Raw genomic sequence first — 15,916 nt, forward strand, 5'->3', positions numbered from 1 at the left:
AGCCATGAAAAAGCCGCGACCTCGGTCGCGGCTTTTTTGCTGTGCGGCGGTAACGACGCTTACTGCGCCTTCGCGCGGCGCGCCGATACGGCGTCGGCCAAGGTAGCGAGCATGTCTTCGGTGTCGCTCCAGCCGATGCAAGCGTCGGTGATGCTCTGGCCGTAGCTGAGCTGGCAGCCGGGCTTGAGGTCCTGGCGGCCTTCGACCAGGTGGCTTTCGACCATCACGCCGAAGAGGTGGGTGTCGCCGGCGGCGAGCTGGCCTGCGATGTCCTCGGCCACTTCCATCTGGCGCTTGTAGTCCTTGCGGCTGTTCGCGTGGCTGAAGTCGACCATCAGCTTCTGCGGCAGGCCGACCGCGGCGAGCTCGGCGGCGGCGGCGCGCACATGGTCGGCCGAGTAGTTCGGCTCCTTGCCGCCGCGCAGGATCACGTGGCAGTCGGCGTTGCCGCCGGTCGACACGATCGCCGAGTGGCCGGACTTGGTCACCGACAGGAAGTGGTGCGGCTGGCTGGCGGCGCGGATCGCGTCGACGGCGATCCTGAGGTTGCCGTCGGTGCCGTTCTTGAAGCCGACCGGACAGGACAGGCCGGACGCCAGTTCGCGGTGCACCTGGCTCTCGGTGGTGCGCGCGCCGATCGCGCCCCACGAGATCAGGTCGGCAACGTACTGCGGCGTCATCGTGTCGAGGAATTCGGTCGCGGCCGGCATCCCCATATTGTTCACCGACAGCAATAGGCGGCGCGCGATCCTGAGACCGGCGTTGATGTCGTAGCTCTCGTCCAGATGCGGGTCGTTGATCAGGCCTTTCCAGCCGACGGTGGTGCGCGGTTTTTCGAAGTAGACGCGCATCACGACGAGAAGCTCGCGCGCGTGCTTCTGGCGCAGCGCGGACAGCTTCTCGGCGTACTCGATCGCAGCGGACGGGTCGTGGATCGAACAGGGGCCGACAATCACCAGAAGCCGGTCGTCCTCGCCGCGCAAGAGGGCGGCGATCTCGCGGCGGGTGTTGTAGATCAGTTCGGAGGCGACTTCGGAAATCGGGAGCTCGTAGAGGTGGGCGATCGGCGGAAGCAGCTCCTTGATCTCTCTTATTCTGACGTCGTCGGTCTGTCGTTGCATGGGAAAGCCTCGATGCTTGAAAGTGTTGTTGCCTGGCAACAAGACTACCCGCATTTTGCGCACAGCGACAAGCCCTGTCGGGCAGATACGGACCCCGTTCGGCAAGGCCTGGCGGCGGCTTGGCAGCGGGGGGAAAAGACAACGCGCCGGCCCTCAATGGGTGCGGCGCGTCGTGCTCGGCTGCGGTGGCGTGAAATCAGTCGGCGTACTGGCGCTTCATGCGCTCGCGGCGCTCCTGCGCTTCGACCGACAGCGTGGCGGTCGGGCGGGCCAGCAGGCGTTTCAGGCCGATCGCCTCGCCGGTGTCCTCGCAGAAGCCGTAGGAACCGTCCTCGATGTTGCGCAGCGACGACTGGATCTTCTGCAACAGCTTGCGCTCGCGGTCGCGGGTGCGCAGTTCGAGCGCGTATTCTTCTTCCAGCGTCGCGCGGTCGGCCGGATCAGGGGTAGCTTCCTGCTCCTGGAGGTGGCTCGCGGTGGCGTTGGCGTTGTTGAGCAACTCCTGCTGCAGTTGCAGCAGCAGCTCCTTGAAGAACTCCAGGTGGTCGGCGTTCATGTAGTCGTCTTCGCCGCCATTCCAGTTCAGGATGTCTTGTTCGGTCAGCTTGGCCATAAGAGTGCTTCCAACTTAAGTGGGCGAACAGGGTCAGAAGAGTACCTAGGCCCAGATGAATATGCAACCATGTTGGGATTGCGCGCAGCATGGCGTCTTCTTAACCCGTCAATATAGCGTATCGCGCTTTTTTCTCAATAAAAAAGGCGGCTGCCGCCGCCTTTTCCTTCGTGCCGCGCTTATTTGGTCGCGAGCACCCATTTGACCAGGGTTTTCAGGTCGGCGTCGTTGACCTGCGCCTGCGGCGGCATCGGCATCGTGCCCCACACGCCCGAGCCACCCTTCTTGACCTTGGCGGTCAGCTTGGTCTCGGCACTCTTGTCGCCGGCGTACTTCTTGGCGATGTCCTTGAACGCCGGGCCGATCTTCTTCGTGCCGACGTCGTGACAGGCGGTGCAACCGTATTTCTGCGCCATCTGCAGGTTGGCGAAGGCCGGGCTGGCGAGCGTTCCGAGCACGATGGCGGCGATCAGGGCTTTTTTCATTGGGCGAGTCTCCTAGTTATCACGGCGGCCGCATGGGGCCTTAAGCAAACCGAGTCGATTATGCGCTTTTTCGCCACGGCTGCGCATCCGTCTGGACACGGAGGGCCGCCGCGCCACGGTATCGTAGCGGTACCGCTACAAGGCCGGCTTGAGCTGCGACAACAAGCCCCACTCGAGATAGGGCAAGGGCGCCGACAGGATCACCTGGATGATCAACAGCAGGATCAGCGGCGACAGGTCGACGCCGCCGACCTGCGCGCGGCGGAACGGCTTCAGATACGGCCGCGTCAGCGCATCGAGAATCGGCGTCAGCGGGTTGTACGGATTCACCCACGACAGCACCGCCTGCACCAGCACCGCGCCCATCAATAGATAGAGCGACAGCCGGAACAGGTCGAGCACCGCCAACAGCCCGAGCGCGAGCCAGGTTTGCGGCGCGACGAGGTCGTACGCCATCACCGCGTTGAGCAAGAGCGAGGCCACGTTGGCGATCAAGAGCACGACCCAGGCGATGCCGAGCGTCGCGGCGTCGTAGCTCTTCACGCTCGGGATCACGCGGCGCGCCTTGAGCACCAGGAAATTGGTCAGCGCCATCGAGAACTGCGCGAGCGGGTGGTTGAACGGCGCGCGCGCCACCTGCAGGTAGAAGCGCAGCAGCAGCACCAGCGCGAACAGCTCGAACACCGTACGGATCAAAAATTGCAGCGTCTGGTAGATCATGTCAGTCCTGGCTCAACAGTTGGCCGAGCTCGATCGAGCGGGCGCGGCAGTCATCCATGCCGGCGGCGATCGCCGCCTTCACGCCCTCCTGTTCGAAGCGCGCGATCGCGCGTTCGGTGGTGCCGCCCTTGGAGGTGACGTTCTGGCGCAGCGTGGCCACGTCGAGCGGACTCTGGCGCGCCAGCTCTACCGCGCCGTCGAAGGTGCCAAGCACCAGCGCGCGCGCGGTCGCCGCGTCGAAGCCCTGCTTGACCGCGCCGGCTATCATCGCCTCGATGAAGTAGAACACGTAGGCCGGACCGCTGCCCGACACCGCGGTGATGTCGTCGATGCCGGTCTCGGACGGTAGGCTCACCACGTCGCCGACCGCCTGCATCACCGTCGCCGCCGTTTGCGCGTCGGCCTCGGCCAATCCTTGTGGTGCGTAAATGCCCGACACGCCACGACCGACCATCGCCGGCGTGTTCGGCATGATGCGCACGATGCGCGCGTGGCCGCCGAGCCAGCGCGACAGCGCGTCGACTCGCACGCCGGCGGCGATCGACAGCACCAGCGCGCCGTTCAAACGCTCGGCCAAGCCTTCGCAAACGGCTTTCAATTGCTGCGGCTTGACCGCCAGCACCACCACCTCGTCGGCGGCGAACGCCGGTGCCGCGCCGAACGCGGCCACGCCGTAGTCGCGCGCGAGTTGCTCGCGCTTGGCCGCGTCCAGCTCGACCACCTGCAATACATGGCCGCCCTGACGGGCGAGGCCGGCGAGGATGGCGCCGGCCATGTTGCCGCCACCGATAAACGTGATCTTCATTGTTCTTCCTTCGTTCAGGCTTACGGCGCGCCGTAGACGCGCGCGCCGAATATCGCGCTGCCGACGCGCACCAGGGTCGCGCCTTCGGCAATCGCCAGTTCGAGGTCGGCCGACATGCCCATCGACAAGGTGTCGAGCGCCAGCCCCTCGGCGTTGAGTGTTTCGAGCAGCCGGCGCAGCGCGGCGAACTGCTCGGCCAACCTTGCCGTGTCTTCGGTCGGCTCGGGAATGCACATCAGGCCGCGCAGTTTCAGACTCGGTAACGCCGCGACGGCGCGCGCGAGCGCCGGCGCGTCTTCGAGCGCGACGCCGCTCTTCGTCGCCTCGCCCGACACGTTGACCTGCACGCAGACGTTCAGCGGCGGCAGGGCGGCCGGACGCTGCGCCGACAGCCGCTCGGCAATCTTCAGCCGGTCGACGGTGTGCACCCAGTCGGCGCGCTCGGCCACCGGCCGCGTCTTGTTCGACTGCAAGGGGCCGATGAAATGCCATTCGAGCGGCAGCTCGGCCAACGTCGTGGTCTTTTCAACCAGTTCCTGCACGTAGTTTTCGCCGAACGCGGTCACGCCGGCCGCGTGGGCGGCGCGCACGGCGTCGGCGGGAAAGGTCTTGCTGACCGCCAAGAGCGCGACCGAACCGGCCGGGCGGCGCGTGGCGGCGGTGGCGGCATCGAGGCGTTGCTGGACCGACGCGAGCGCGTCGGCAATGGAAAGACTCATGAACGATCCTTGTGCGGCAGGCGCATCGCTGCAACAGTAAGGGCAATCGCCGGGACGGCACGTATCCAGCGCGCAGGGCTAAGCTTTACAATCCCAATGTAATTATTAAGCCGCCGGCATCCAACCGGGGGCCCGCGCTCACGGATGGGGAGAATTATAAATGGAAATTTCCGACCTCTTGGCGTTCACCGTCAAGAACAAGGCCTCGGACCTGCACCTGTCGGCCGGCCTGCCGCCGATGATCCGCGTCAACGGCGACGTGCGCCGCATCAACCTGCCGCCGCTGGCGCACCCCGACGTGCACGACATGGTGTACGACATCATGAACGACTACCAGCGCAAGATCTTCGAAGATCAGTACGAATGCGACTTCTCATTCGAATTGCCCGGCATCGCGCGCTTTCGCGTGAACGCCTTCGTGCAGAACCGCGGCATGGGCGCGGTGTTCCGCGTGATCCCGTCCAAGGTCTTGACGCTCGAGGACCTGGCGGCGCCACGCATCTTCCAGGACATCGCCAGCTACTCGCGCGGCCTGGTGCTGGTGACCGGCCCGACCGGTTCGGGCAAGTCGACCACGCTGGCGGCGATGGTCGACTACGTCAACGAGAACCAGTATTCGCACATCCTCACCATCGAGGACCCGATCGAGTTCGTGCACGAGAGCCGCAAGTGCCTGATCAACCAGCGCGAGCTCGGCCAGCAGACGCACAGCTTCGCCAACGCGCTGAAAAGCGCGCTGCGCGAGGATCCGGACGTGATCCTGGTCGGCGAATTGCGCGACCTCGACACCATCCGCCTCGCGCTGACCGCCGCCGAGACCGGCCACCTGGTGTTCGGCACGCTGCACACCAGCAGTGCCGCCAAGACCGTCGACCGTATCGTCGACGTGTTCCCGGCGGGCGAAAAGGAAATGGTGCGCTCGATGCTGTCCGAAAGCCTACGCGCGGTGATCTCGCAGAGCCTGTTGAAGACGCGCGACGAGACGGGCCGCGTCGCGGCGCACGAGATCCTGATCGGCACGGCGGCGGTGCGCAACCTGATCCGCGAGAACAAGATCGCGCAGATCAACTCGATGCTGCAGACCGGCCAGCAGCACGGCATGCAGACGCTCGACCAGTGCCTGACCGAACTGGTGCGGCGCAACCTGGTGTCGGTCAGCGAGGCGCGCCAGAAAGCGTCCAACAAAGACCTGTTCTAAGACGCCGGATAAGAAAGGATCAACATGGAAAAGGATCAGGCGTCGCGCTTCATCCACGACATCCTCAAGCACGCTACAGGCAAGAACGCGTCCGACGTGTTCATCGCCGCCGACTTCCCGGCCGCGATGAAGATAGACGGCAAGATCACGCCGGTGTCGCAGCAGGTCTTGTCGGCGCAGCATTCGAAGGAACTGGTGCGCGCGGTGATGAACGACAGGCAGACCGAGGAATTCGAGGCGACGCGCGAGGCGAACTTCGCGATCAGCCCGCCCGGCGTCGGCCGTTTCCGCGTCAGCGCCTACCAGGAGCAGGGCCGCGTCGGCATGGTGCTGCGTAAGATCAACACCGAGATCCCGACCGTCGACGGCCTCGGCCTGCCCGAGGTGCTCAAGGACATCGGGATGATCAAGCGCGGGCTGGTGATCTTCGTCGGCGGCACCGGTTCGGGCAAGTCGACGTCGCTCGCGGCGATGGTCGACTGGCGCAACAGCAACGCCGCCGACCACATCATCACCATCGAGGACCCGATCGAGTTCGTGCACGCGCACAAGAAGAGCATCGTCACGCAGCGTGAGATCGGCGTCGACACCGACGGCTGGAACGTCGCGCTGAAGAACACGCTCAGGCAGGCGCCCGACGTGATCCTGATGGGCGAGATCCGCGACAGCGAGACGATGGGCTACGCGCTGCAGTTCGCCGAGACCGGCCACCTGTGCCTGGCGACGCTGCACGCGAACAACGCCAACCAGGCGCTCGACCGCATCCTGAACTTCTTCCCCGAGGAGCGTCACCAGCAGGTGCTGATGGACCTGTCGCTGAACATGCGTTCCATCATCTCGCAACGGCTGGTCCCCAAGCGCGGCGCGCGCGGCCGTGTCGCGGCGGTAGAGATCCTGCTGAACAGCCCGCTGGTCGCCGACATGATCTTCAAGGGCGAGATCGCCGGCCTGAAGGAGGTGATGGGCCGTTCGCGCGAGGGCGGCATGCAGACCTTCGACCAGGCGCTGTTCGACCTGTTCGAGGAAGGCCTGATCGGCTACGAGGACGCGCTGAAGAATGCCGACTCGGTGAACGACCTCAGGCTGAAGATCAAGCTCTACAGCGAGGCCGGCCGCGCGCGCGACCCGCTCGACGGCATCGACCACCTCGACATCCTGTGACGCTTCGCCCCGCTCTGGCGGGGCGTTTTCTTGCTGGACTCGCCATGCGCCTCTTCTTCGCCGTCTGGCCCGACAACGCCGCCCGCGCCGCGCTGGCGCAACACGCCATCGGCCCGTGGCCACACGGCACGCGCCCCATCCGCGACGACGCGCTGCACCTGACGCTCGCCTTCCTCGGCGACGTCGACGAGGCGGTGTTGCCGGCGCTCGAAGCGCTCGGCGCCAGGCTCGGCCAACGTTGTGTCCCGACGCGGATGCGGCTGACGAAGTTCGGCCACTGGAACAACGGCATCGTATGGGCGGCGCCGGAGCGCACGCCCAAGGCCCTCACCGGGCTGGTCGCCGAGCTGCGCCAAGGCCTGGCCGAGCTCGGCGTCGAGTCCGACACGCGCCGCTACAAGCCGCACATCACGCTCGCGCGCCGTGCGTCACACCTGCCGCCGCTCGCACCGGGCGCCATCGTCTATCCGCTCGACCACCTGGCGCTGGTCGCCTCCGAAGCCGGGCCGACAGGCCAGGTGGCCTACCGCACGCTCGCGCGCTGGCCGCTCTCCGGTCGCAAGAAGCGGGCGCGTTCCAAGCCCGAAGCCCCGCCCTTGGGCTGAGCCGAGCTCGGCCGCGCGCAAACAACGCCCCGCAAGCGGGGCGTTGGCGTAAAGCAAGGGCGAACCGGTTTCACGTGAAACCGGATGCGGCCCGGCTCAATGCTGCAGTATCTTCGACAGGAACTGCTGCGCGCGTTCGCCGCGCGGCGCGCCGAAGAAGTCATCCTTGCTGCAGTCCTCGATGATCTGGCCGCGGTCCATGAAGATCACGCGGTCGGCGACGCGGCGCGCGAAGCCCATCTCGTGCGTCACGCACATCATCGTCATGCCCTCGTGCGCAAGCTGCGTCATCACGTCGAGCACCTCGTTGATCATCTCCGGGTCGAGCGCGCTGGTCGGCTCGTCGAACAGCATCGCGATCGGGTCCATCGCCAGCGCGCGCGCGATCGCGACGCGCTGCTGCTGGCCGCCGGACAGCTGGCCCGGATACTTGGCCGCCTGCGCCGTGAGGCCGACGCGCTCGAGCAGCTTCATGCCCTTGTCGCGCGCCTCGTCGGCGCCGCGGCCGAGCACCTTCATCTGCGCGATGGTCAGGTTGTCGGTGATCGTCAGATGCGGAAACAGCTCGAAGTTCTGGAACACCATGCCGATCCGTGCGCGCAACTTGGGCAGGTCGGTCTTCGGGTCGCCGACCGAGATGCCGTCGACGCTGATCGCGCCCTTCTGGAACGGCTCGAGCGCGTTCACGCACTTGATCAGCGTGGACTTGCCCGAGCCGGACGGCCCGCACACGACGACGACATCGCCCTTGTTCACCGCGGTACTGCAGTCGGTCAGCACCTGGAAGTCGCCGTACCACTTGCTGACGTTGTCGATCGAGATCATCGGGTTCATACGGTCAACCTTTGCTGTAAACGCTTCACCAGGCTCGAAGCGCCGAAGCTGATGAGGAAGTACACGAGGCCGGCGAACAGCAGGAATTCATGCGGCAGGCCGACGATGTCGCCCTTGGAGCGGGCGGTGTTGAGAAAGTCCATCAGGCCCACCGCGTACACCAGCGAGGTATCCTGGAACAGGATGATGCTCTGCTGCAGGAGCAAAGGCGTCATCTTGCGGAAGGCCTGCGGCAGCACGACGAGGCGCATCGCCTGGCCATAGCTCATGCCGAGCGCGTAGGCGGCGCTGATCTGGCCGCGCGTGATCGACTGGATGCCGGCGCGCACGATCTCGCTGTAGTACGCCGCCTCGAACAGCATGAAGGCCACCAGACAAGACGTGAACGCGCCGACCGGCGTGTCGCTGCCAGTGATCCAGCGCAACACGAACGGCACCGCGAAATAGAACCAGGTGATCACCAAGAGCAGCGGCACCGAGCGGAAGATGTTCACGTAGCCCTTCGCGAACCCCGACAGCAAGCGATGGCTCGACAGCCGCGCAAGCGCGAGCACGGTGCCGATCGCGACGCCGCCGGCCACCGCGAGCGCCAGCAGTTTCAGCGTCAGCCACATGCCGTCGGCGAGGCCGGGCAGCGACGGGCCGATCTGGGAGAAGTCGAACGCCATCATTTGCCTCCGCTGCCGATGAGGCCGGGCACGCTGACGCGCTTCTCGACCCAGGCCATGCCCTTCATCAGGCTCATGTTCAGCACGAAGTAGATCGCCGTCGCCAGCGTGAACGCCTCGAACAGGTTGGCGGTGAACTCGGCGGTCTGCTTGGTCTGCGCGAGCAGTTCCATCAGGCCGATCAGCGACGCCACCGACGAATTCTTGAAGATGTTCAGGAACTCGGAGGTGAGCGGCGGGATGATGATGCGGAAGGCCTGAGGCAGCAGCACGTGACGGTAGATCTGGGTCAGCGAGAAGCCCATCGCCAGCGCCGCATGGGTCTGCCCGCGCGGCAGCGCCTGGATGCCGGTGCGCACCTGTTCGCACACGCGCGCGGCGGTGAACAGCGCGAGGCACACCACGACCGACAGATAGGCCGACACGGCCGGGTTCAGGTCCTGCTTGAACCAGATCTGCGCGCGCTCGGGCAACAGGTCGGGCACCAGGAAGTACCAGACGAAGAGCTGCACCAGAAGCGGCACGTTACGGAAGAGTTCGACGTAGATCGTCGCGATGCGCGCCACGAGCCTGTTCGGCACGGTGCGCATCACGCCGAGTACCGAGCCCAGCGCCAGCGCGATGATCCAGGCGACCAGCGCGACGGCGACGGTCCAGCCGAGGCCCGCGACGAACCAGTCGAGGTAGATTTCCTGACCGATCCCAGTGGACTTGAAGAAGACGCCCCAGTCCCAGTGGTAATTCATGTGATCCTCCCAAGCGTAGGGTCGCGATCGCTCCCCGCACCCGGCCGCCGGGGCAGGCCGGATCGGGACGACAAGGCGGCGGGGCGGTCTTTCAACCTGGGCCCGCCGCGTACCTTACATCTGCTCGGCCGACTTGTCGGTCGGGTTCTGGATCAGCTTCTTGAGCTCGGCCGACATCGGGAAGTTCAGGTTCAGCCCCTTGGGCGGCACCGGGCTCTGGAACCATCTCTTGTAGATCTTGTTGATCTCGCCGGACTTGTAGAGCGCGACGATCGCGTCGTCGACCGCCTTCTTGAACGCCGGGTCGCCCTTGCGCATCATGCAGCCATAGACTTCGAACGACTGCGGCTTGCCGGTCACCACCCACTCGGCCGGGTTCTTGGCCTTAGCCATCTCGCCGGCCAAGAGCGCGTCGTCCATCATGAACGCGACCGCGCGGCCCGATTCGAGCATCAGGAACGATTCGCCGTGGTCCTTGGCGCTGATGATGTTCATGCCGAGGTTCTTGTCGGCGTTCATCGCCTTGATCAGCCGCTCGGACGTGGTGCCGGCGGTGGTCACGACGTTCTTGCCCTTCAGGTCGGGGAAGTCCTTCACGCCCGACGTCTTCTTCGTCAACAGGCGCGTGCCGATCTCGAAGATGCCGACCGAGAAGTCGACCTGCTTCTGGCGCTCGACGTTGTTGGTCGTCGAGCCGCACTCGAGGTCGACCGTGCCGTTCTGCACCAGCGGGATGCGCGTCTGCGACGTCACCAGGTTGTACCTGACCTGCAGCTTCGGCAGTTTCAGGTCTTTTTTCAGCTTGTCGACGACTTTGTTCGCGATGTCCATCGAGTAGCCGACCGGCTTCTGGTCGTTGTCGAGGTAGGAGAAGGGGATCGACGCGTCGCGGTGGCCGAGGGTAATCGTGCCGGACTGCTTGACCTTGTCGAGCGTGCCTTCGGCAAAAGCGGGGGCGGCGATGAGGCCGCCCATCAGGGCGGTAGCGATCAGTTTCTTGTGAAAACGCATGCTTTTCTCCTTTGTTGTCTTGCAACGTCGTGCCTGTGTCGCTGGAATCAGCGTTGAAACACCCCGTGGCCGCTTTTTTTCTTTCTAGCGCATCGGGGTCAGAACCTGCTTGAGAAACTGCTGGGCGCGTTCGGTCTGCGGCGCGCCGAAAAAGTCCGCCGGCGCGGCCGATTCGAGGATCCGGCCTTGGTCGATAAACACGACGCGGTCGGCCACTTCGCGCGCGAAGCCCATTTCGTGGGTGACCACCATCATCGTCATGCCCGACAGCGCCAGATCCTTCATCACCTTCAAGACTTCGCCGATCATTTCCGGGTCGAGCGCCGAGGTCGGCTCGTCGAACAGCATCACGCGCGGGTCCATCGCGAGACCGCGCGCGATCGCGACGCGCTGTTGCTGGCCGCCCGACAACTGCGCCGGAAATGCGTCTTTCTTGTGCGCGAGGTCGACGCGCTCCAGGAGCTGGACGGCGCGTGCCTCGGCGGCGGCCTTGTCCATCTTCTTCACCTGGATCGGCGACAGCGTGATGTTCTCGATGACCGACAGGTGCGGGTAGAGGTTGAAGTGCTGGAACACGAAGCCGACCTCGGCGCGCAAGGCGTTGAGGTCGGACTTCGGGTCGGCGACGTTCACTCCGTCGACCCAGATCTCGCCCTTGTCGATGGTTTCGAGCTGGTTGACGGTGCGGATCAGCGTCGACTTGCCCGAACCCGACGGCCCGCAGACGACGACGACTTCGCCGGCCTTGATTTCGAGCTCGATGTCGTTGAGCACATGCAGGTCCTTGAACCACTTGTGCACGCCGTTGAATCGGATCATGGATGGCGCCCTGAAAACAAAAGTGCCAGCGGTATCTGGCACGAATCCGCCCAGCCTGATCTTAAGTCTGGGCGCGAGCTTGAGTCACGACAACTGGGAGTTACCTGTAGCCGCGTTATTTATCCGGCCTGCGCAGCCAGGTGGTTGGCGAGCCGCACGTAGTCGGCCACCGCCAGCGCCTCGGGCCGCAGCGTCGGGTCGATGCCGAGCTCGGCCAAGGTGTCGTCGCCGACCACGCCCTTGAGATTGTTGCGCAAGGTCTTGCGGCGCTGGGCGAAGGCCTTGCCGACCAGGCTTTCGAGCACGGCCATGTCGGCGACGTCGCCGTGTGCGCCCGTCTGCGGGATCATGCGCACCACCGCCGAATCGACCTTGGGCGGCGGCCAGAACGCGTCCGGCGGTACGTCGAGCACGTTTTCCATGTGGAAGCGCACCTGCAGCATCACCGTCAGCCGGCCGTAGTCGGTGGTGCCCGGCTCGGCGACCATGCGGTCGACGACTTCCTTTTGCAGCATGAAGTGCATCTCGTCGACCTGGCTCGAGTATTCGGCCAGATGGAACAGCAGCGGCGTCGAGATGTTGTACGGCAGGTTGCCGACGATCTTCATCTTCGGCCCGACGGTGCCGAAGTCGAAGGCGAGGGCGTCGCCCTCGTGGATGGTCAGCTTTTCCGGCGGGAACTCCTTTTTCAGCCGCGCGATGATGTCGCGGTCGATCTCGGCGACGTGCAGGTGGCCGAGCCGCTCGAGCAGCGGGCGCGTCAGCGCGCCCAGGCCCGGGCCGATCTCGATCACCGTCTCGCCGGGCAGCGGACGGATCGCGTTGACGATGTCCTCGATCACGCGGTTGTCTTGCAGGAAGTTCTGGCCGAAACGCTTGCGGGGGATGTGACTTCTGGACATTCGGCTTCTCTGGGTGATCTTTGTCTTTAAGACTTTAGCTCAGGGTGAAGGCACTCACCGGCTAGGGCATGAATGGGCGGAGGGCTGTCGGCGTCAGACAAAACGCATCGCCAGCCCGATCGCCGCGTAGCGCAGGAACTTGCCGACACAGATCCACGCGAGGCAGGGCAGGACGGGCAGGCGCAGCCAGCCGGCCGCCAGCGGCAACGCGTCGCCGACGAAGGGCACCCAGGCCGCGACGAGCGCCGCCGGGCCGAAGCGGTCGAACCCGCGCACCACGCGCGGCGACAACTCCTTGCGCGGCGCCAGTCTGCCCAGCCACAGGCTGGTGGCGCTGCCCACGCTGTTGGCTACCGTCGCAATAAAGAGCGCCGGCCACAGCCAGTCGGGCCACTTGTAGAGGAAAGCCGTGAGCGCGATCTCGGAGTTGCCCGGCACGATGGTCGCCGACAGGAAGGCCGACGCGGCGACGCCGGCGAGCGACCAGCCTGCGGCGAGGTCCATCAGGCTTGAAGCGCGAACGGCTCGCCGGCCGCTTCGCTGACGACGCGCGACAGCGTCGCGTAAAACTCGCTGCCGTCGCGCGCACTGGTCCACTCGCCGCCCTTGAGCGCGTAGTGGAAGCCGCCGCTCTTGGCGGCGATCCACATTTCCTGGTTCGGCGCGTGGCGGTTGACGACGATCTTGGCGCCGGAATCGAAGGCGATCTCCAGCACGCCGCCGTTGCGGACGAAGTCGGCGTCTAGGCCGGCGTCGTCGATGGCGTTTTCGATGCGCTCGAGCAGCGCGTCGGTCAGGTCGAGGAATTCGCTTTCGTTCATGGTGTTTTATCCACACGCGGCGCCCTCGGGTGGGCGCTGTTAACAGGCTTTGCTACTATCGACATTTTGCCACACAAGGCCGACCCGTATGCGTACCGTGCTCGCCCTCGCGCTCTCGTCGCTGCTCCTTGCCGGCTGCGGCTACAAGGGCCCGCTCTATCTGCCCGACGCGAAACCGGCCAAGTCCCCATCCCAGCAGGCACCCGCAGCTAAGGTGCAGGCCTCGGAAGCTAAATAAGTACACAAGATGATCGACTACCAGAACCAGACCCTCGCCGTCGACGGCGTGCCGCTGACAAAAATCGCCGCCGAGTTCGGCACCCCTTGCTACGTGTACTCCGAGGCCGCGCTGACCGCCGCGTTCGAGGACTACCGCGCGTCGTTCGCCAGCCTCGACCCGCTGATCTGCTTTGCCGTGAAGGCGAACTCCAACCTGTCGATCCTGCAGCACTTCGCGCGGCTCGGCGCCGGCTTCGACATCGTGTCGGGCGGCGAACTCGCGCGCGTGCTCGCCGCCGGCAGCCCGGCCGACAAGGTGGTGTTCTCCGGCGTCGGCAAGTCGGAAGCCGAGATCGAGATGGCGCTGACGGCCGGCATCCACTGCTTCAACGTCGAATCGGTGAACGAGCTGGCGCGCCTTGACGCCGTCGCCGGGCGCCTTAACAAGGTCGCGCCGGTCAGCCTGCGCGTGAATCCGGACGTCGACGCCAAGACCCATCCTTATATCTCGACGGGCCTGAAGGACAACAAGTTCGGCATCGCCTTCGACCAGGCGCGCGCGACCTACCACGCGGCGGCCTCGCTCGCTCACCTGAAGGTGGTCGGCATCGACTGCCACATCGGCTCGCAGCTGACCGACGTCACGCCGCTCATCGACGCGCTCGACCGGCTGTTGGCGCTGATCGACGAGCTCGCCTCCGACGGCATCGTGCTCGAACACGTCGACATCGGCGGCGGCCTCGGCATCCGCTACACCGACGAGACGCCGCCCGACATCGCCGCCTACGCGGCGAAGGTCGCCGAGCGCCTCGCCGGCCGCAAGCTCAAGCTGGTCATGGAACCGGGCCGCTCGCTGGTCGGCAACGCCGGCGTGCTCCTGACCCGGATCGAGTACCTGAAGCTCGGCGAACAGAAGCACTTCGCGGTGGTCGACGCGGCGATGAACGACCTGATGCGCCCGTCGCTGTACGACGCCTACCACGGCATCGTGCCGGTCGAACAGAAGGCCGGCGTGGCCACGCTGACGGTCGACGTGGTCGGCCCGATCTGCGAGTCCAGCGACTTCCTCGGCAAGAACCGCGACCTAGCGATCGAGCAGGGCGACCTGTTGGCGGTGCTGTCGGCCGGCGCTTACGGCTCGACGATGTCGAGCAACTACAACACGCGTTCGCGCGCCGCCGAGGTGCTGGTCGAAAACGGCCAGACGCGCCTGATCCGCCGCCGCGAGACGCTGGACGAGCTGCTCGCGAACGAACGCGAACTGCTGGCGGACTGAGGTTCCCCTCTCCATCCGCCTCATCGACCCGCGCCGCGCCGCGTGCAAGGTGCACGCTGAAGGTTGGCCGAGGCCTGTACCGGAGCGTCGGCTATACCTTGTCCGGGCTCGGCGATCAGGCCTACCTGATGATGGAGCGGTAGCCCAGCGTTTCACGTGAAACGGCAGCGCAAGACAGAAAACGCCCCGGCAAACCGGGGCGTTTTGCTTTTCAGCGGCGGCAGCGCCGATGGCTCCCGCCGGCCAAGCGCGACGGCCGCCTTGTCGAATGCCCGCAAAACCCGCTTTCCGCCATTATTCAAGAGCCGCCGCCTGCCGCGTACCGGGCGTGAGCACGGGAGGAGAGACCTGCTGGCTGCCGAGGACTTGTCCGAGCGGGCCTTGCAGCAAGCTGCGCCACAGATGCCGCCAGGTGGCCCAGTCGTGCTCGCCGTCCCGGTCGATCACCAGCGTGGGGGTGCCGATCCGCGCGAGCAATCGATAGTCGGCCGCGTAGCGGTCCTGCCTGCCGTAGGCGAGGTAGAGGGCCGGTTGAGCGCTGCCGGCACGGTAGGCGATCCATTGCCACGCTTCGCGGCTTCCCCGGTCGATAGAGAGCAGCGGTGGCGGGCTCGCCAGCCAGTCCTGCAGTCCCCGTTCGCGCAATGCCTGCAGCTGGTCGTCGCGCCCCAGAAACGGGGCGATCAGCACGATGCCGCTCAGTTGCTGCGGATGCTCGCGTGCATACAGCATGCAGCCCATGCCGCCCATCGAAATGCCGACCAGCCAGATACTCCGGTAACCCTGGCTGCGCGCAGGAAGAACGATGTCATCGTGGAGGCGTTCGACCAGTTCGCCGCTGAAGTAATAGCCGGCATGGCTGGCGACGCTGATCACGTCGGCCTGGATCGCATGCCGCCTGAGCACGCCGATGAAACCCTCGCGGTCGAAGTCGCCCATTCGGTCGCGAATGCCGGGCAGCATCACCAACAGCGTGTCGCTGCGCTCGGCGGCCTGGCCGCTGTAGTGACTGCTCGGGATCGGCCTTTGCAGCCGCCCGTAGCATCCGCTCAGGACGAGAATGGCGAACAGCAGCGGGGCGAGACGGGCCAGTGGCATGGCATGTCCTCGGTGGCGACGTCTTCCCGATATAGCAAAGCTCCGCATCGGGCGCGCAGCCGGCCTGGCCGGCGCGGGAAGTCGCCGCGCCCGGG

General features: G+C 65.6%; 20 protein-coding genes. 5 read left to right on the top strand and 15 right to left on the bottom strand.

Annotated elements, in window-relative coordinates; genetic code table 11:
• Positions 1–59 precede the first annotated feature (59 nt).
• The 6 genes from aroG to DWG20_RS05360 all read right to left on the bottom strand — a co-directional run bounded on the left by aroG (position 60) and on the right by DWG20_RS05360 (position 4,463).
• Positions 60–1,121: a 3-deoxy-7-phosphoheptulonate synthase AroG gene (aroG, locus tag DWG20_RS05335; RefSeq protein ID WP_115432837.1), complete on the bottom strand. Its 1,062-nt coding sequence runs from the start codon at positions 1,119–1,121 to the stop codon at positions 60–62.
• A 196-nt stretch (positions 1,122–1,317) separates the two neighbouring features.
• Positions 1,318–1,734 (bottom strand): RNA polymerase-binding protein DksA, encoded by a 417-nt coding sequence (gene dksA / locus DWG20_RS05340; RefSeq protein WP_115432838.1) that lies wholly within the window; start codon positions 1,732–1,734, stop codon positions 1,318–1,320.
• 179 nt (positions 1,735–1,913) lie between these two features.
• Entirely contained in the window at positions 1,914–2,219 is a 306-nt protein-coding gene (locus DWG20_RS05345; RefSeq protein WP_115432839.1) for a c-type cytochrome, read from the bottom strand.
• Positions 2,220–2,354: 135 nt separating this feature from the next.
• Complete coding sequence (locus DWG20_RS05350) at positions 2,355–2,939, bottom strand: YggT family protein (protein WP_115432840.1); 585 nt, start codon at positions 2,937–2,939, stop codon at positions 2,355–2,357.
• 1 nt (position 2,940) lies between these two features.
• On the bottom strand, positions 2,941–3,744 hold the full coding sequence (gene proC / locus DWG20_RS05355; protein ID WP_115432841.1) for a pyrroline-5-carboxylate reductase: 804 nt from the start codon (positions 3,742–3,744) through the stop codon (positions 2,941–2,943).
• Positions 3,745–3,764: 20 nt separating this feature from the next.
• A complete protein-coding gene (locus DWG20_RS05360; RefSeq protein ID WP_115432842.1) occupies positions 3,765–4,463 on the bottom strand; it encodes a YggS family pyridoxal phosphate-dependent enzyme in 699 nt (232 codons plus the stop codon).
• Positions 4,464–4,623: 160 nt separating this feature from the next.
• On the opposite strand from DWG20_RS05360, the gene DWG20_RS05365 reads away from it, so the two are divergent.
• Genes DWG20_RS05365 through thpR form a run of 3 tightly spaced genes read left to right on the top strand, consistent with a single transcriptional unit; the run spans position 4,624 to position 7,427 of the window.
• On the top strand, positions 4,624–5,661 hold the full coding sequence (locus tag DWG20_RS05365) for a type IV pilus twitching motility protein PilT (protein WP_115432843.1): 1,038 nt from the start codon (positions 4,624–4,626) through the stop codon (positions 5,659–5,661).
• A gap of 24 nt (positions 5,662–5,685) precedes the next feature.
• Entirely contained in the window at positions 5,686–6,822 is a 1,137-nt protein-coding gene (locus tag DWG20_RS05370) for a PilT/PilU family type 4a pilus ATPase (RefSeq protein ID WP_115432844.1), read from the top strand.
• 44 nt (positions 6,823–6,866) lie between these two features.
• Positions 6,867–7,427 (top strand): RNA 2',3'-cyclic phosphodiesterase, encoded by a 561-nt coding sequence (thpR, locus tag DWG20_RS05375; protein ID WP_115432845.1) that lies wholly within the window; start codon positions 6,867–6,869, stop codon positions 7,425–7,427.
• 96 nt (positions 7,428–7,523) lie between these two features.
• Here the strand turns inward: thpR and DWG20_RS05380 are convergent, their stop codons facing one another.
• From DWG20_RS05380 to cyaY, 8 genes are all read right to left on the bottom strand, one after another.
• Complete coding sequence (locus DWG20_RS05380) at positions 7,524–8,252, bottom strand: amino acid ABC transporter ATP-binding protein (RefSeq protein WP_115434735.1); 729 nt, start codon at positions 8,250–8,252, stop codon at positions 7,524–7,526.
• Positions 8,253–8,257: 5 nt separating this feature from the next.
• Positions 8,258–8,932 (bottom strand): ABC transporter permease subunit, encoded by a 675-nt coding sequence (locus DWG20_RS05385; RefSeq protein ID WP_115432846.1) that lies wholly within the window; start codon positions 8,930–8,932, stop codon positions 8,258–8,260.
• Positions 8,929–9,675: an amino acid ABC transporter permease gene (locus DWG20_RS05390; RefSeq protein ID WP_115432847.1), complete on the bottom strand. Its 747-nt coding sequence runs from the start codon at positions 9,673–9,675 to the stop codon at positions 8,929–8,931. Before DWG20_RS05390 ends, DWG20_RS05385 begins: the two co-directional genes overlap by 4 nt.
• A gap of 114 nt (positions 9,676–9,789) precedes the next feature.
• Positions 9,790–10,686: a glutamate/aspartate ABC transporter substrate-binding protein gene (locus tag DWG20_RS05395; RefSeq protein WP_115432848.1), complete on the bottom strand. Its 897-nt coding sequence runs from the start codon at positions 10,684–10,686 to the stop codon at positions 9,790–9,792.
• 84 nt (positions 10,687–10,770) lie between these two features.
• Positions 10,771–11,505: an amino acid ABC transporter ATP-binding protein gene (locus DWG20_RS05400; RefSeq protein WP_115432849.1), complete on the bottom strand. Its 735-nt coding sequence runs from the start codon at positions 11,503–11,505 to the stop codon at positions 10,771–10,773.
• A gap of 119 nt (positions 11,506–11,624) precedes the next feature.
• The gene (gene rsmA, locus DWG20_RS05405; protein ID WP_115432850.1) at positions 11,625–12,407 is read right to left on the bottom strand and encodes a 16S rRNA (adenine(1518)-N(6)/adenine(1519)-N(6))-dimethyltransferase RsmA; all 783 of its coding nucleotides are present in this window, start codon (positions 12,405–12,407) and stop codon (positions 11,625–11,627) included.
• A 93-nt stretch (positions 12,408–12,500) separates the two neighbouring features.
• Positions 12,501–12,911, bottom strand: coding sequence for a YqaA family protein (locus DWG20_RS05410; protein ID WP_245944777.1), 411 nt, complete (start codon positions 12,909–12,911; stop codon positions 12,501–12,503).
• Positions 12,911–13,228 (bottom strand): iron donor protein CyaY, encoded by a 318-nt coding sequence (cyaY, locus tag DWG20_RS05415; protein WP_115432851.1) that lies wholly within the window; start codon positions 13,226–13,228, stop codon positions 12,911–12,913. Before cyaY ends, DWG20_RS05410 begins: the two co-directional genes overlap by 1 nt.
• Before the next feature lie 88 nt (positions 13,229–13,316).
• Here cyaY and lptM point away from each other — a divergent pair, with 88 nt between their 5' ends.
• Together lptM and lysA are read left to right on the top strand one after the other, a co-directional pair.
• Positions 13,317–13,466 carry an LPS translocon maturation chaperone LptM gene (gene lptM, locus DWG20_RS05420; RefSeq protein ID WP_115432852.1) on the top strand — a complete coding sequence of 50 codons (150 nt, stop codon included), beginning with the start codon at positions 13,317–13,319 and terminating at the stop codon, positions 13,464–13,466.
• Positions 13,467–13,475: 9 nt separating this feature from the next.
• The gene (gene lysA / locus DWG20_RS05425; RefSeq protein WP_115432853.1) at positions 13,476–14,723 is read left to right on the top strand and encodes a diaminopimelate decarboxylase; all 1,248 of its coding nucleotides are present in this window, start codon (positions 13,476–13,478) and stop codon (positions 14,721–14,723) included.
• Between the two features lie 294 nt (positions 14,724–15,017).
• Here lysA and DWG20_RS05430 read toward each other — a convergent pair whose 3' ends face one another.
• Complete coding sequence (locus DWG20_RS05430; RefSeq protein WP_181880977.1) at positions 15,018–15,821, bottom strand: alpha/beta fold hydrolase; 804 nt, start codon at positions 15,819–15,821, stop codon at positions 15,018–15,020.
• Between the last annotated feature and the right edge of the window lie 95 nt (positions 15,822–15,916).

The organism is Crenobacter cavernae (genome assembly GCF_003355495.1).
Classification (GTDB): Bacteria; Pseudomonadota; Gammaproteobacteria; order Burkholderiales; family Chromobacteriaceae; genus Crenobacter; species Crenobacter cavernae.